Raw genomic sequence first — 14,068 nt, 5'->3', positions numbered from 1 at the left:
TGGCCCTGGAACAGCTTCTTCACGGTCAGCCCGGCGAAGGCGAGGACGCCGACACAGACCAGGACCAGCAGGGTTTCGAAGAAGGCGATCACGGGGTGCTCCTTGAGCGGGTTGCGAGGGTTGCACGGGGCCGGCCCCCAGCTTACGCGGCGGGGTGCGGCCACCGTCGTGCGAGGTGGGCCCCTGGCTACCATGCGGTCATGGCGAAGAAGCTCGTGATCAAGGTGACCGCCGGGGCCGACGCACCCGAGCGCTGTTCTCAGGCGTTCACGGTGGCCGCGGTGGCGGCGGCCAGCGGCGTCGAGGTGTCCCTGTGGCTCACCGGGGAGTCGGCGTGGTTCGCGCTGCCGGGCCGGGCCGCCGAGTTCGAGCTGCCGCACTCCGCTCCGCTGCCGGACCTGCTGGACTCCGTCCTCGCGGCCGGCCGGGTCACGCTGTGCACGCAGTGCGCGGCGCGCCGGGACATCACGGAGAAGGACGTCGTCGAGGGCGTGCGGATCGCGGGCGCGCAGGTCTTCGTGCAGGAGGCCCTGGCGGACGACACCCAGGCCCTCGTGTACTGAGTCGCCTATCGGGGCCCCTTCTTGCCGTCGAGCTCGTCCCACCACTCGTCGGACTGCGGGTCGCCGGACGGATCGTCCCACCAGCGGTCGTCGGGGCCGCGCCGGTTGGCGACCATCGCGGCGACCGGCGGGATCACCATGGCGACCAGGCACATCGCCACGGCGGCGGGCACCGACCAGAGGCGTACGACGCCCCAGGCCAGGACGAACAGCCCGACGCAAACGCCCATCAGCAGGAAGTAGGCGTGCCGCCTGCGCGCGTACATACCTCCAGCGTAGGTCCGGACATGAAGAAGGGCCGCGTCCGACGGACGCGGCCCTTCGTACGGCTGCTCAGACCGCGATCGCGACCTCGGCCAGGCCGCCCTGCTGGGCGACGACCGTGCGGTCGGCGGTGCCGCCGGGCACCAGGGCGCGGACGGTCCAGGTGCCCTCCGCCGCGTAGAAGCGGAACTGTCCGGTCGCGGAGGTCGGGACCTCCGCGGTGAACTCGCCGGTCGAGTCGAGCAGCCGGACGTACCCCGTCACCGGCTCGCCGTCGCGGGTCACCTGACCCTGGATGGTGGTCTCACCGGGCTTGATCGTCGAGGCGTCCGGGCCGCCGGCCTTCGCACCGCACATGTCTTACTCCTGAGAGGTCGGTCGGGGAGGGATTACTTGCCGGAGCCGAGCTCGATCGGCACGCCGACGAGGGAGCCGTACTCGGTCCAGGAGCCGTCGTAGTTCTTGACGTTCTCCACGCCGAGCAGCTCGTGCAGCACGAACCAGGTCAGCGCGGAGCGCTCACCGATGCGGCAGTAGGCGATGGTGTCCTTGGCCAGGTCGACGTCCTCGCCGGCGTAGAGCTCCTTGAGCTCGTCGTCGGACCTGAAGGTGCCGTCGTCGTTGGCGTTCTTGGACCACGGGATGTTCTTCGCGCTCGGCACGTGGCCGGGGCGCTGCGACTGCTCCTGCGGCAGGTGGGCCGGGGCGAGCAGCTTGCCGGAGAACTCGTCGGGCGACCGCACGTCGACCAGGTTCTGCGCGCCGATCGCGTTCACGACGTCGTCGCGGAAGGCACGGATGGACGTGTCCTGCGGCTTCGCCTTGTAGTCGGTCTTCGGGCGCTCCGGCACCTCGTCGCCGGGGACCAGCTCGCGGGCGTCGAGCTCCCACTTCTTGCGGCCGCCGTCGAGGAGCTTGACGTTCTCGTGGCCGTACAGCTTGAAGTACCAGTACGCGTACGAGGCGAACCAGTTGTTGTTGCCGCCGTACAGGACGACCGTGTGGTCGTTGGCGATGCCCTTCTCGGACAGGAGCTTCTCGAAGCCGGCCTGGTCGACGAAGTCACGGCGGACCGGGTCCTGGAGGTCCTTGGTCCAGTCGATGCGGACGGCGTTCTTGATGTGGTTCTTGTCGTAGGCGGACGTGTCCTCGTCCACCTCGACGATCGCGATGGTCGGGTCGTCCAGGTGCTCCTGGAGCCAATCGGCGTCGACCAGGACGTCGCTGCGAGCCATGCTGTTCTCCTCCGGGGCAGTTGCGGGGGGCGTGAGCGTACGGGGGTGCGCGGCGCCCAGGCCGGGGCGGCGCACGGGTCCCCTGATCAGGGAACGGAACGGGAATGCGGACGGAGGACGCGTCCGCTCAGAAGGTGCGACAGAGCATGGCGGCGACACGGCACAGGTCCACTGCCCGCCGCTTCGTGAGATCCGCCTGTCCCCTCGGACGGAGGACGCTCGTCTGACACTGCATGGGGTCGATCGTAGGGAGGGACGGGCGGCCCTGTCACCGGTGTGTCGCATTCTGAGACGAGATCGTCCACCCCGCGATACAACGGGCGGCAAATCCACCCGCCCGAGCGCTCGCCGGCCCGTGGCCCGAGCCACCCCATCTGTCCAGCGGACGCCCCCGTCTCGCCCACCGGACACCCGCCTATCCGGCCAGCCGTACGTCCTCACCCGTCACCGTGACCTCCACGCCGTCCTCGGCCGCCTGGACCTTCTCCAGGCTGATCCCGCCGGGCAGTCCGTCGATCTTCTGCTCGAAGTCGGTGATCCGCCGCACCCGCGACTCGGCGATCTCCACCCCGCCCAGCACCGGCAGCGCGTCGGCCCGCACCCGCACGGTGTTCCCGTCGACCACGGTCACCGAGCTGAGGACGGGCACCGGCTCGGGCAGCTTCGTGCCGAGCACGGTGGTCTCCAGCGCGACCTTGATCTTTCCGTTCCCGCCGTCGGACAGCGCCACCACCTCGGCGGTGATGCCCGGCGCCACCTGCGTGGGCTCGGCCTTGGCGGTCCGCAGCAGCTCGTCGTAGGAGAGGGTGGCCGTGCCGGTGGCGCTGTCGGCGACGGCGGAACCGAAGTCGCCGGAGAACTCGACGCCCTTGAGGTCGGCGCGGAGGTCGGCGATGCGGATGGTCTTGCCGCCCTCCCCGGCGCCGGCCTCGTAGTCCGAGATGCCGACCTGCACCTCGTCGAGCGAGCCGCCGAGGACCTGGGTGAGGAAGGGGAAGCCGTTGATGTCCACGTCGGGGGTGGAGGCCAGGCCCTCGGAGGCGCGGAGGCGGTCTGCGGCCTCGCCCTCGGCGAGGTGGACGGCGATGCGGTCGACGGCGACGAAGATGGCGCCGAGTATCACGGCGATGATCAACAGTATTCGCAGTGCGCGCATGCGGAGTCCCCCACCTGACGTGTACTTGGCCGGCGGCCGGTGGCCGTCTTCACGGGAGCGTAGTGCGGGGGTGGTGGGAGTGGCGGGGATTGTGGATCACCTGTGACAGGGGGTTCTCCAAGGGCGGTGCCCTTGGGACGCCCTGTCGATGCGGGGACCCGAGGGCGATGCCCTTGGGACGCCCGTCGGTGCGGGGACTGTGGGGCGGGTGCGACAGGCACCGGCGTCGGTGCTGGGCCGGGGGGTGTTGGCGCTACTCGGCGCCAGCGAGGTGCCGCCGCGCCCACCCGTGCCGCCCCAGGCGGCACGAATGCCCGCGGTTGGCGGGCGACTGCCCGCGGCTCGCGTACGGCGGGGAGGGGGCGGGGTGGGGGTGGGCGCCCGCAGCGGCTGGCGCGTCCTCGTCCCGTACCTCGTGAACTCGCACTCTCGCGCCAGACCGAGGACGTCCACCCCCGCCGCGGCCCCGCACCACCCACCGGCCGTAGGCGCTACGCCCGCCCCCACCGGACCGCAACCCTGCGCCGCAGGCGTCCGGCCGCAACCCCCACCGGACAGAACCCTGCGCCGCAGGCATCCGCGCCTCAGGCGAAGACTCGGCCCAGGATGTAGACCGCCGGGCCCGCCGCGGCCAGCGGCAGCGCGACGCCCGCGGTGAAGTGGACGAAGCGGGACGGGTAGTCGTAGCTCGCCACCCTGTGGCCGATCAGCGCGCAGACCGCCGCCCCGGCCCCCATCAGCGCCCCGTCCGTCTCCATCCCGCCGACCGCGAACCCGGCCCCGCCGGCCACCGCCAGCGCGACCACCACCGACACCGCCGTCGGCAACGGCAGCGCCCGCGCGACCATCGCCGCCGCCACCGCGACCGCCCCCACGACCACCGCGTCCGCGTCCGCCGCCAGGTATCCGCCCGCCGCGATCGCCAGCGCCGCCGCGACCACCGTCGCCATCAGGCCGTACATCCGCTCGTCGGGGTCCGCGTGCGACCGCAGCTGCAGCATCAGCGACAGCAGCACCCACACCCCCAGCGTCCCCAGGATCACCCCCGGCGACCGGTCCGCGACCAGCATCGCCGCGTCCGCGACCAGCGCCCCCAGGAACCCGAGCGCGATGCCCTGCCGCGCCGGCCACATCCCGTTGAGCCGGAACCACCCGGCCGCGGTCACGCCCTGCAACACCACCAGCGGCACGAGCAGCGCGTACGTCCCCAGCGCGGCCCCGCCCGCCAGCAGCAGCCCCAGCACCGCCGTCAGCACCGCGGGCTGCATCCCGGGCTCGATGATCGGCGACCGCCCCTCGGCCCGGGCGCGCTGCGCGTCGGTCACCCGGGCGTTCCCGGCAAGCGTGGCCGGCCCGTACCCGGGCTCCGGCTCCACCCCAGCCACGGGAGCAGGCTCCGCAACCCCCTGCGGCGGCAGATACGACGTCTCCTCAGCCGCGGTCACCGGCGCGACCGGCGGCTGCATCTGCGTCTCCCACGTCTGCCCCTGCCACTGCTGCGTGTGCTGCTGATCCGCGTACGGATCGTCGTACCCCTGCCCGGGCCCCAGTCCCTGCCCCTGCCCGGGCCACGCCTGCGCCTGCGTCTGCGGCTGCTGGTACGGCGCATACGGTTCCTGCGCCCCGTAGCCCCCATACGGCTGGTTCGTCATCCCTCACCCTCCTGCGAACGGCGGAAGCACCTCGACCGTGCCGCCGTCGGCCAGCCGTACCGTCTCATGCGCGCGCTTACCCACGGGATCACCGTCGACGAGGAACGAGCACCTCAGCAGCACGCGAGTGAGCTCGCCGGGATGCCGCTCGCGCACGGCGGCGAGCGCGTCGGCGAGCGTGCCCGCGTCGTACGGCTCCTCGGCCACCCCCGCCGCGGCCTTGGCGGCGGCCCAGTACCGCACCGTGACCTTTGCCATCTGCTGATTCCTCGATCGGTTGCCGGTGAACACGGTGACGCGGTGAACCCGGTGGACCCGGTGGACCCGGTGGACACCGACGAACACCGACGCACACCGATGAACACGCTCAGGCTAGCCCGCCCGTGCGACCGCCCAGTCCCCGATCCGCCCCAACAGCGGCTCGGGCGCCGCGTTCTCGGCGTGCCCCATGCCGTGCTCGATCCACAGCTCCCCGTGCTCGCCGGCGGCGTCCGCGAGCATCCGGGGGTGGTCGAGCGGGAAGTAGGCGTCCTGGTCGCCGTGCACGACCAGCAGCGGCGTCGGCGCGATCCGCGGCACGGCCTCGACGGGGGACAGCGGCACGGGGTCCCACTGGCGGTGGTGGATACGGGTGCGCAGCCCGTAGCGCCCGACCAGCCGTCCGGAGGGCCGGGTCACCAGCCAGTGCAGCCGCCGCATGGGCGCGGTCCCCCGGTAGAACCACCGCGCCGGCGCGCTCACGGAGACGACGGCGTCCACCGCGCCCGCGTCCAGCGCCGCGTGCCGCAGCACCACCGAGCCGCCCATGGAGAACCCCACGGTGATCACCCGCGTGTGCCCCAGCTCCCGCGCCCACGCGACCGCCGCCGCGAGGTCGAGCACCTCCCGGTCGCCCACGGTGGACCGTCCGCCGGACCGCCCGTGACCGCGGAAGGAGAAGGTGACGACGGCGCCGTACCGCGCGAAGGCCCGCGCGACGCGCCGCACGTGGGGCCGGTCCACGTCCCCGGTGAACCCGTGCGCGACCACGAGAACGGGCCCCTCGGCCCCCTGGGAGACATCCCGGAATTCACCCGCACCGTTCTCCGGGTCAGGGCCGTATACAACGCCCCCCGGTTCGTATACGGAATCGATCGCCACACCGTCCGCCGTGTGCAAGAACGTCCGTATCGGCGCCCCGCCTCGTGTCACATTCCGTGTCTCGGAATATGGACGAATGGTGGATCGCGCCACATGACCTGCCCCATCGGTGCCCATGTCGGCTATTCTGCTGCGAAGAGGACTCGGGCAGCGAAGCCCCCGGGTCCTTTTGTGCTTTCGGAAGTGTTGTATACGAACGCGGGAAACCGCCGGTGTACAGGCCGTCGAACGCACGCAGCAATGCCGTAAACGTCCTCGCAGGGACCGAGGAGGAACCAGACGTTATGGGCGAGCGAACCGTGCACGAACGCAGGACGGCCGTGTTCCGGCCGGCCGCGATCCAGGCGGCCGTGATCCAGGCGGCCACGATCCGGGCGGCCATGATCCGAGCAGGTGAGGCGACCCGATGAGTTCTCTCCTTCTCCTGACCAACGCGCTCCAGCCGTCGACGGAGGTGCTCCCCGCCCTCGGTCTGCTCCTGCACAACGTCCGGGTCGCGCCCGCGGAGGGCCCCGCGCTGGTGGACACCCCCGGCGCCGACGTCATCCTCATCGACGGCCGCCGTGATCTTCCGCAGGTCCGCAGCCTGTGCCAGCTGCTGCGCTCCACGGGCCCCGGCTGCCCCCTCGTCCTGGTCGTGACCGAGGGCGGCCTCGCCGCGGTCACCGCGGACTGGGGCATCGACGACGTCCTCCTGGACACCGCCGGCCCGGCCGAGGTGGAGGCGCGGCTGCGCCTCGCCATGGGCCGCCAGCAGATCGTCAACGACGACTCCCCGATGGAGATCCGCAACGGCGACCTCTCCGTGGACGAGGCGACGTACTCCGCGAAGCTGAAGGGCCGGGTCCTGGACCTGACCTTCAAGGAGTTCGAGCTGCTGAAGTATCTCGCGCAGCACCCCGGCCGGGTGTTCACCCGCGCCCAGCTGCTCCAGGAGGTCTGGGGCTACGACTACTTCGGCGGCACCCGCACGGTCGACGTGCACGTACGCCGTCTGCGCGCCAAGCTCGGCCCGGAGCACGAGTCGCTGATCGGCACCGTGCGGAACGTGGGTTATCGATTCGTTACGCCGGAGAAGGTGGAGCGCGCGGCCGAGGAGGCCAAGGCGAAGGGCGCCCGGCAAAAGGCGGCGGAAGCGGACGAGACGGCCGCGCGGGACGCCGACGGGGCACGGGCGAAGGCCTGAGGGTCGCACGCATGAGCGGCGCGCTCGCGCAGACGAGCCGTTCTTCCGCCCTTCCGGCGCTCATCCGCCGCTCTTCTGCCGTTCCCGCTGTTCACAACCTCCGGCACGCCCTGCCCGGAGGGGATATATCCGCGTAGACTCCGCGCGTGGCCAAGGTAACCAGGGATGATGTGGCGCGACTGGCGGGGACGTCGACCGCGGTCGTCAGCTATGTCATCAACAACGGACCCCGGCCGGTCGCCCCGGCCACGCGCGAGCGGGTGCTCGCAGCGATCAAGGAGCTGGGGTACCGGCCCGACCGCGTCGCCCAGGCGATGGCGTCCCGGCGCACGGATCTCATAGGCCTGATCGTGCCGGACGCCCGTCAGCCGTTCTTCGGCGAGATGGCGCACGCGGTGGAACAGGCCGCGTCCGAGCGCGGGAAAATGGTGCTGGTCGGGAACTCCGACTACATCGCCGAGCGCGAGGTCCACTATCTGCGCGCCTTCCTCGGCATGCGGGTCTCGGGCCTGATCCTGGTCAGCCACGCGCTCAACGACCTGGCCGCGGCGGAGATCGAGGCGTGGGACGCCCGGCTGGTGCTGCTGCACGAGCGGCCGGAGGCGATCGACGACGTCGCCGTCGTCACCGACGACCTCGGCGGCGCGCAGCTCGCCGTGCGCCATCTGCTGGAGCACGGCTACGAGTACGTCGCCTGTGTCGGCGGTACGGCGGAGACGCCCTCCGTCGGCGACCCGGTCTCCGACCACGTCGAGGGCTGGCGGCGCGCGATGGACGAGGCCGGGATAGCCACTCAGGGGCGCCTCTTCGAGGCCCCGTACAACCGCTACGACGCCTACCGGGTCGCGCTGGAGATCCTGTCGGGGCCGCGCCGGCCGCCCGCGATCTTCTGCTCCACCGACGACCAGGCCATCGGTGTGCTGCGCGCCGCGCGTGAGCTGCGCATCGACGTGCCCGGCGAGCTGGCGGTCGCCGGGTTCGACGACATCAAGGAGGCGGCGCTGGCCGACCCGCCGCTGACCACGGTCGCCTCCGACCGCTCGGCGATGGCCCGCGCGGCGGTCGACCTGGTCCTGGACGACGGCCTCCGCGTGGCCGGCTCCCGCCGGGAGCGGTTGAAGGTCTTCCCGTCCCGCCTGGTCCTCCGCCAGTCCTGCGGCTGTTCCTAGGGGGCAGGGGCAGGACCCCTCACGTCCTTATATCGGGCATACACACTTCTGCCGGGCTTCTCAGCCCTCCCTCACGAAGCTCTCATCCTCCGGCGGGACGCTCTCAGGCATGAGCGAGAACTCCCGCCCGAGTGGCGTCCCCGAGTACGGTCCGTCCCCGGTGAACCCCGAGTGGCCGCCCCCGCCGGCCCACGCCCCGCAGCCCGCGGGCGTCCCCGCGGCTCCCCCGGCCGCCGCGACCCCCGCGGCCTTCGCAGCACCCGCCACTCCCGCGCACCGACGCAGCCGAGGCCCCGCCAAGCTGCTCGTCGCCGTGGCGATCGTCGCCGCCGCGGTCGGCGGCACCACCGCCTACGGGGTGCAGGAGCTGACCGGCGGCTCCGCCACCGGGGTCGCCGCGTCCTCCGCCGCGGACACCGACGTGGTGCCGGCCTCCCTCAAGGGCACCGTCGCCGGGGTCGCCAAGGCGGTCAGCCCCAGCATCGTGGAGATCAAGGCCGCCTCGTCGTCCGGTTCGGCCACCGGGTCCGGGGTGATCGTCACCGAGGACGGCGAGGTCGTCACCAACAACCACGTGGTGGCCGGCGCCTCGCAGATCCAGGTGCGGACGAGCGACGGCAAGACCTACAGCGCCCAGGTCGTCGGCACCGACCCCGCCAAGGACCTGGCGCTGATCAAGCTGGAGGACGCCTCCGGTCTCAAGGCCGCCACGCTCGGCAACTCGGACGGCGTGCAGGTCGGCGACCAGGTCGTCGCGATCGGCTCGCCCGAGGGTCTCACCGGCACGGTGACCAGCGGCATCGTCTCCGCGCTCGACCGGGACGTGACGGTGTCCACGGACGAGAGCCAGGGGCAGCAGCAGTGGCAGCGCGGCGGCGGCTGGCCCTTCGAGTTCGAGGGTCAGGAGTTCAACGGCGACACCGGCGGCTCCACGACCACGTACAAGGCCATCCAGACCGACGCCTCGCTGAACCCGGGCAACTCCGGCGGCGCGCTGATCGACATGAACGGCAACATCATCGGCATCAACTCCGCGATGTACGCGCCGAGCGGCGCGGAGTCGTCCACGGCGGGCAGCGTGGGCCTGGGCTTCGCGATCCCGGTGAACACGCTCAAGGCGGACCTGCCGGAGCTGCGGGCCGGTGCGGGCAGCTGACGCGCGAACCGGGAAACATGCGACGCTGAGGATCCGACAGCCCCGACAGCCCGACCCACCCCGACAGCTCTGACAGCTCCGACAGCCCGACCGATCCCTCAGCCTCTCCCCTCCCCCGCCGCGCCCGACGCGCGGCGCGCAGACGAAGGACCCGCCACCCGATGAGCCCCGCAGACGGCGACCGTGCCCCGCAGCGCATCCTGATCGTCGACGACGAGCCGGCGGTGCGCGAAGCACTCCGGCGCAGCCTGGCGTTCGAGGGATACGACACCGAGGAGGCCGTCGACGGCGTGGACGCCCTGGAGAAGACGGCGGCCCGCCGGCCCGACCTCCTCGTGCTCGACATCCAGATGCCCCGGATGGACGGCCTGACCGCCGCCCGCCGTATCCGCGCCACCGGCGACACCACGCCGATCCTGATGCTGACGGCGCGGGACACCGTGGGCGACCGGGTGACGGGGCTGGACGCGGGGGCGGACGACTACCTGGTGAAGCCGTTCGAGCTGGACGAGCTGTTCGCGCGGATCCGGGCGCTGCTGCGGCGCAGCTCGTACGCGGCGGCGGTGGCCGCGTCCGCGGAGACCGACGACGTCCTCACCTTCGCCGACCTGACCATGAACCTGGCCACGCGGGAGGTGACCCGGGCCGCACGCCCCGTGGAGCTGACCCGCACGGAGTTCACGCTGCTGGAGATGTTCATGGCGCACCCGCGTCAGGTGCTGACCCGGGAGCAGATCCTGAAGGCGGTGTGGGGCTTCGACTTCGAGCCGTCGTCCAACTCGCTGGACGTGTACGTGATGTACCTGCGCCGCAAGACCGAGGCGGGCGGCGAGCCGCGCCTGGTGCACACGGTGCGGGGGGTGGGGTACGTGCTGCGGCAGGGCGGCGCGGAGTGAGCGGACCGGTGCGCCGTTTCCGCGCCCTGCCGATCCGGGCGCGGCTGTCCCTGCTGGTCGCCGCCGCCGTCGCGTTCGCGGTGGCCGCGGTGTCGGTGACCTGCTGGTTCATCGTCCAGGGCAAGCTGTACGAGCAGGTCGACGAGGATCTGAAGAAGGCGACCGTGCTCCAGGGCCCGCAGCGGGTGGACGAGATCCGCAGCGCCCTCACCGACTGCACGGACACCCCGCGCGACAACGGCTCGGGCGGTTTCCAGTACACGTACTCGCAGGTGGTCAAGGAGGACGGCACGGTCTGCCTGTTCCCCAGCTCGGTGGGGAGCGTGAAGGTCACCGCGTCGGACCGCCGGGTGATCGAGAACGCGGCCGGCGGGTCGAGCGGCATCTTCCGTGACGGCACCGACCAGGACGGCGACGACGTCCGGGCGCTGACCCTGCCGCTGGTCATCAACGACCCGTCCACGCTGACCAGCACCCACGCGGCCGTGATCGTGGCGGTCCCGCTGAAGGGCACGCAGTCCACGCTGAACGACCTGGCGCTGATCCTGCTGCTGGTGTCCGGCGTCGGGGTGCTCGGCTCGGCCGCCGCGGGGCTCGCCGTGGCGCGGACCGGACTGCGCCCGGTCGACAAGCTCACCGAGGCCGTCGAACACGTCGCCCGCACCGAGGACCTGGGCGTCCGCATCCCCGTGGAGGAGGAGGCGGAGGACGAGATCGCGCGTCTGTCGCGCTCCTTCAACTCCATGACGTCCGCGCTCGCCAGCTCCCGCGACCTCCAGCAGCAGCTCATCGCGGACGCCGGGCACGAGCTGCGCACCCCGCTCACCTCGCTGCGCACCAACATCGAGCTGCTGACCCGCAGCGAGGACACCGGGCGGCCGCTTCCTCCCGCCGACCGCAAGGCGCTGCTCGACTCGGTGAAGGCGCAGATGACGGAGCTGGCCGCGCTGATCGGGGACCTCCAGGAGCTGTCCCGCCCGGACCCGGGCCATCAGGCGGGCCGCGTGGAGATCGTCGCCTGGCAGGACGTGGTGGAGGCGGCCCTGCGCCGGGCCCGGCTGCGCGGCCCGGAGCTGACCGTCACGGCCGATCTGCGTCCCTGGTACGTGCGGGCCGAACCGGCGGCGCTGGAGCGGGCGGTGGTCAACGTGCTGGACAACGCGGTGAAGTTCAGCCCGCCGGGCGGCACGGTCGAGGTGCGGCTCGCCGACGGCGTGCTCACCGTCCGGGACCACGGCCCCGGCATCGCGGCCGACGAACTCCCGCACGTCTTCGACCGCTTCTGGCGCTCCCCCGGCGCCCGCGCCCTGCCCGGCTCCGGACTCGGGCTGTCCATCGTGGCGCGCACGGTGCAGCAGGCGGGCGGCACGGTCGCGCTCACCCCGGCCGAGGGCGGCGGCACCACCGCCGCCATCCGCCTCCCGGGCGCCCCGACCCCTCCCCCGGGTGTTCCCGGCGCCGCGTGAAACGCTGGGGCGCATGGCGAATCCACCGGACGGGCTGCCCGTCTACCGCGTCCTGACCGGGCCCGACGACTCCGCGTTCTGCCGACGGGTCAGCGAGGCGCTGGCGCTGGGGTACCGGCTGCACGAGGGGCCGGCCGTGACCTTCGACGGTGAGCGGGTGATCGTCGCCCAGGCGGTGGTGTGGGACGCCGAGGGCTAGAAGACGCCGAGCGCTGGAACACGAAAAGGGCCGGCGCCCACCGTGTGGTGTGCGCCGGCCCTGTCCGTGACGCGGGTCTACCGGACGATCGTGATGCGGTCCGCCGCCGGCGGGGCCAGCGGGGAGCCGGCCGAGGAGTTGGCGGTCAGGTACTGCTCCAGGGCCTTCAGGTCGTCGTCGCCGACCAGTTCGTCGGCGCCCTGGCCGAGCGTGGCGAAGCCGTCGCCGCCGCCCGCGAGGAAGCTGTTCGTCGCGACGCGGTAGCTCGCCGACGGGTCGATCGCCTCACCGTTCAGCCGGATCGAGTCCGTGACCACGCGGTCGGCCCCGGACTTCGTCAGGTCCAGGGTGTAGGTGAGGCCGCCGGACACCTGGAGGATCTTCGGGGCCGCCTCGTTGGAGCCGCCGACCTGCTCCTTGAGCGCCTGGATCAGCTGCTCGCCGGTGAAGGTCTGCAGGTTGACCGTGTTGGCGAACGGCTGGACCGTGAACGCCTCCGCGAAGGTCACCACGCCGTCGCCCTCGCCGCCGCTCGCCGCGTAGGTGAGGGAGGCGCGGATGCCGCCCGGGTTCATCAGCGCGAGGTCGGTCTCCGGGTCGAGCGTGCGGGCGTACGCCAGCTGCGCGTCGGCGATGAGGTCGCCCAGCGGGGACTCGGTGCCGTCCTTGACGACGTCGCCGGAGATGTAGCCGATCGGGCGGTTGCCGATCGGGGCGGCGAGGGTGTTCCACTTGTCGATCAGGCGGGTCATGTCGGGCGCCTTGGGGACGTCCCGGGACACCACGTGGTTCGCGGACTTCACGGCCGTACGGGCGATGTCGCCGGTCCGGCGGTCGTACGTCAGCGTGGTGTCGGTGTAGAGCCGGCCGAAGGAGGCGGCGGAGGTGACCATGCGGGGGTTGCCCGCCGGGTCGGGGATGGTGCAGACGTACGCGTTGTGGGTGTGGCCGGTGACCAGCGCGTCCACCTCGGGCGAGACGTTCTTCGCGATGTCCGCGATGGGGCCGGAGATGCCGTCGCCGGCGCCCGGGGCGTCGCAGTCGTAGTTGTAGTTCTGCGAGGCCGGGAAGCCGCCCTCGTGGATCAGCGCCACGATGGACTTCACGCCCTTGCGGCGCAGCTCCTTGGCGTACTTGTTGATCGTCTCGACCTCGTCCTTGAAGACGAGGCCCTTGACGCCCTCGGCGGACACGATGTTCGGGGTGCCCTCGAGGGTCACGCCGATGAAGCCGACCTTGACGTCCCTCTTCTTCCACACCCAGTAGGGCTTGAGGAGAGGCTTCTCGGTCTTCTCGTTCAGGACGTTGGCCGACAGGTACGGGAAGTCGGCGCCCTGGAACTTCTTGTCGGTGTAGCAGCCGTCCGTCGGGTGGCAGCCGCCGTTCTGGAGGCGGGACAGCTCCTTGGCGCCCTCGTCGAACTCGTGGTTGCCGACGGAGGTGACGTCCAGGTCGAGCTTGTTGAGCGCCTCGATGGTGGGCTCGTCGTGGAACAGGCCCGAGATCAGCGGGGACGCGCCGACCATGTCGCCGCCGGCCGCGGTGATGGAGTACGCGTTGCCCTTGCGGGCCTGGCGCAGGTGCGTCGCCAGGTACTCGGCGCCGCCCGCGTCGATCGTCTTCGTCGTGCCGTCCGGCTGGAGTTCGGTGACCCGGCCGGAGGAGCCGGTGGGCGGCTCCAGGTTGCCGTGCAGGTCGTTGAAGGACAGCAGCTGCACGTCCTGGTAGCGGCCGTGCTGGTGGCCGTGGCCGTGGCCCTTGCCGCCCTGCTCGCCCGCGCTCGCCGCCCCGGGCAGGGCCGCGGCGGCCAGGGCGCCGACGGTGAGGACACCGGCGGCGGTCACGAGGAGACGGTTCGTACGGCGTCTGCGGCGCGGGTGCGCCGGGGATGTGGCTGGCATACGCCCCCCTGTCGGTGCGAGTGGGTACCGGCGCAGCCTAGGGTCAACGCGCGTAGCGCGACAGGGGCTTCCGGGTTACGACCTG

17 protein-coding genes are annotated in these 14,068 nt (G+C 72.1%); 8 read left to right on the top strand and 9 right to left on the bottom strand.

All coding sequences use genetic code 11. The features are described 5' to 3' along the window. The first annotated feature begins 200 nt into the window (after positions 1-200). Positions 201-563 (top strand): DsrE family protein, encoded by a 363-nt coding sequence (locus ACFOSY_RS00290; protein ID WP_006133963.1) that lies wholly within the window; start codon positions 201-203, stop codon positions 561-563. Positions 564-568: 5 nt separating this feature from the next. On the opposite strand, the gene ACFOSY_RS00285 is transcribed toward ACFOSY_RS00290, so the two are convergent. The 8 genes from ACFOSY_RS00285 to ACFOSY_RS00250 all read right to left on the bottom strand — a co-directional run bounded on the left by ACFOSY_RS00285 (position 569) and on the right by ACFOSY_RS00250 (position 6,127). Further along, entirely contained in the window at positions 569-829 is a 261-nt protein-coding gene (locus tag ACFOSY_RS00285; RefSeq protein WP_394304705.1) for a DUF3099 domain-containing protein, read from the bottom strand. Positions 830-896: 67 nt separating this feature from the next. After that, positions 897-1,184: a DUF1416 domain-containing protein gene (locus tag ACFOSY_RS00280; RefSeq protein WP_004986406.1), complete on the bottom strand. Its 288-nt coding sequence runs from the start codon at positions 1,182-1,184 to the stop codon at positions 897-899. Between the two features lie 32 nt (positions 1,185-1,216). After that, positions 1,217-2,062 (bottom strand): sulfurtransferase, encoded by an 846-nt coding sequence (locus ACFOSY_RS00275; protein ID WP_394304704.1) that lies wholly within the window; start codon positions 2,060-2,062, stop codon positions 1,217-1,219. Between the two features lie 127 nt (positions 2,063-2,189). Beyond that, on the bottom strand, positions 2,190-2,297 hold the full coding sequence (locus ACFOSY_RS00270) for a putative leader peptide (RefSeq protein ID WP_350328463.1): 108 nt from the start codon (positions 2,295-2,297) through the stop codon (positions 2,190-2,192). Between the two features lie 180 nt (positions 2,298-2,477). Next, positions 2,478-3,218 carry an LmeA family phospholipid-binding protein gene (locus tag ACFOSY_RS00265; RefSeq protein WP_394304703.1) on the bottom strand — a complete coding sequence of 247 codons (741 nt, stop codon included), beginning with the start codon at positions 3,216-3,218 and terminating at the stop codon, positions 2,478-2,480. A gap of 584 nt (positions 3,219-3,802) precedes the next feature. Continuing rightward, positions 3,803-4,870 (bottom strand): hypothetical protein, encoded by a 1,068-nt coding sequence (locus ACFOSY_RS00260; RefSeq protein WP_394304702.1) that lies wholly within the window; start codon positions 4,868-4,870, stop codon positions 3,803-3,805. A 3-nt stretch (positions 4,871-4,873) separates the two neighbouring features. Further along, the gene (locus tag ACFOSY_RS00255) at positions 4,874-5,128 is read right to left on the bottom strand and encodes a MoaD/ThiS family protein (protein ID WP_006133968.1); all 255 of its coding nucleotides are present in this window, start codon (positions 5,126-5,128) and stop codon (positions 4,874-4,876) included. Between the two features lie 114 nt (positions 5,129-5,242). Then, entirely contained in the window at positions 5,243-6,127 is an 885-nt protein-coding gene (locus ACFOSY_RS00250) for an alpha/beta hydrolase (RefSeq protein ID WP_394304701.1), read from the bottom strand. 167 nt (positions 6,128-6,294) lie between these two features. On the opposite strand from ACFOSY_RS00250, the gene ACFOSY_RS00245 reads away from it, so the two are divergent. The 7 genes from ACFOSY_RS00245 to ACFOSY_RS00215 all read left to right on the top strand — a co-directional run bounded on the left by ACFOSY_RS00245 (position 6,295) and on the right by ACFOSY_RS00215 (position 12,082). Continuing rightward, on the top strand, positions 6,295-6,420 hold the full coding sequence (locus tag ACFOSY_RS00245; RefSeq protein ID WP_394304700.1) for a hypothetical protein: 126 nt from the start codon (positions 6,295-6,297) through the stop codon (positions 6,418-6,420). Beyond that, positions 6,417-7,196, top strand: coding sequence for a response regulator transcription factor (locus tag ACFOSY_RS00240; protein ID WP_394304699.1), 780 nt, complete (start codon positions 6,417-6,419; stop codon positions 7,194-7,196). The genes ACFOSY_RS00245 and ACFOSY_RS00240 overlap by 4 nt, the downstream gene beginning before the upstream one ends. A 146-nt stretch (positions 7,197-7,342) precedes the next feature. Further along, positions 7,343-8,365, top strand: coding sequence for a LacI family DNA-binding transcriptional regulator (locus ACFOSY_RS00235; protein WP_006133971.1), 1,023 nt, complete (start codon positions 7,343-7,345; stop codon positions 8,363-8,365). 109 nt (positions 8,366-8,474) lie between these two features. Further along, positions 8,475-9,521 (top strand): S1C family serine protease, encoded by a 1,047-nt coding sequence (locus ACFOSY_RS00230; protein WP_394304698.1) that lies wholly within the window; start codon positions 8,475-8,477, stop codon positions 9,519-9,521. 161 nt (positions 9,522-9,682) lie between these two features. Beyond that, positions 9,683-10,417, top strand: coding sequence for a response regulator transcription factor (locus tag ACFOSY_RS00225; RefSeq protein WP_394304697.1), 735 nt, complete (start codon positions 9,683-9,685; stop codon positions 10,415-10,417). Continuing rightward, a complete protein-coding gene (locus ACFOSY_RS00220) occupies positions 10,414-11,883 on the top strand; it encodes a HAMP domain-containing sensor histidine kinase (protein ID WP_394304696.1) in 1,470 nt (489 codons plus the stop codon). The genes ACFOSY_RS00225 and ACFOSY_RS00220 overlap by 4 nt, the downstream gene beginning before the upstream one ends. Positions 11,884-11,896: 13 nt before the next feature. Next, entirely contained in the window at positions 11,897-12,082 is a 186-nt protein-coding gene (locus tag ACFOSY_RS00215; RefSeq protein WP_031023659.1) for a DUF1737 domain-containing protein, read from the top strand. Positions 12,083-12,159: 77 nt separating this feature from the next. Here the strand turns inward: ACFOSY_RS00215 and ACFOSY_RS00210 are convergent, their stop codons facing one another. Next, positions 12,160-13,983: a bifunctional metallophosphatase/5'-nucleotidase gene (locus ACFOSY_RS00210; RefSeq protein WP_394304695.1), complete on the bottom strand. Its 1,824-nt coding sequence runs from the start codon at positions 13,981-13,983 to the stop codon at positions 12,160-12,162. Positions 13,984-14,068: the final 85 nt, after the last annotated feature.

It is taken from the genome of Streptomyces lusitanus (assembly GCF_042647945.1).
GTDB classification, from domain to species: domain Bacteria; phylum Actinomycetota; class Actinomycetes; order Streptomycetales; family Streptomycetaceae; genus Streptomyces; species Streptomyces pseudogriseolus.
Note: the sequence above shows the minus strand (reverse complement) of the source record. Positions and strands in the feature narration are given on the sequence as shown.

Coding starts and splice junctions, on each gene's coding strand:
- ACFOSY_RS00290 (WP_006133963.1), top strand. CDS start 201: ATGGCGAAGAAGCTCGTGATCAAGGTGACCGCCGGGGCCGACGCACCC.
- ACFOSY_RS00285 (WP_394304705.1), bottom strand. CDS start 829: ATGTACGCGCGCAGGCGGCACGCCTACTTCCTGCTGATGGGCGTTTGC.
- ACFOSY_RS00280 (WP_004986406.1), bottom strand. CDS start 1,184: ATGTGCGGTGCGAAGGCCGGCGGCCCGGACGCCTCGACGATCAAGCCC.
- ACFOSY_RS00275 (WP_394304704.1), bottom strand. CDS start 2,062: ATGGCTCGCAGCGACGTCCTGGTCGACGCCGATTGGCTCCAGGAGCAC.
- ACFOSY_RS00270 (WP_350328463.1), bottom strand. CDS start 2,297: ATGCAGTGTCAGACGAGCGTCCTCCGTCCGAGGGGACAGGCGGATCTC.
- ACFOSY_RS00265 (WP_394304703.1), bottom strand. CDS start 3,218: ATGCGCGCACTGCGAATACTGTTGATCATCGCCGTGATACTCGGCGCC.
- ACFOSY_RS00260 (WP_394304702.1), bottom strand. CDS start 4,870: ATGACGAACCAGCCGTATGGGGGCTACGGGGCGCAGGAACCGTATGCG.
- ACFOSY_RS00255 (WP_006133968.1), bottom strand. CDS start 5,128: ATGGCAAAGGTCACGGTGCGGTACTGGGCCGCCGCCAAGGCCGCGGCG.
- ACFOSY_RS00250 (WP_394304701.1), bottom strand. CDS start 6,127: ATGGGCACCGATGGGGCAGGTCATGTGGCGCGATCCACCATTCGTCCA.
- ACFOSY_RS00245 (WP_394304700.1), top strand. CDS start 6,295: ATGGGCGAGCGAACCGTGCACGAACGCAGGACGGCCGTGTTCCGGCCG.
- ACFOSY_RS00240 (WP_394304699.1), top strand. CDS start 6,417: ATGAGTTCTCTCCTTCTCCTGACCAACGCGCTCCAGCCGTCGACGGAG.
- ACFOSY_RS00230 (WP_394304698.1), top strand. CDS start 8,475: ATGAGCGAGAACTCCCGCCCGAGTGGCGTCCCCGAGTACGGTCCGTCC.
- ACFOSY_RS00225 (WP_394304697.1), top strand. CDS start 9,683: ATGAGCCCCGCAGACGGCGACCGTGCCCCGCAGCGCATCCTGATCGTC.
- ACFOSY_RS00215 (WP_031023659.1), top strand. CDS start 11,897: ATGGCGAATCCACCGGACGGGCTGCCCGTCTACCGCGTCCTGACCGGG.
- ACFOSY_RS00210 (WP_394304695.1), bottom strand. CDS start 13,983: ATGCCAGCCACATCCCCGGCGCACCCGCGCCGCAGACGCCGTACGAAC.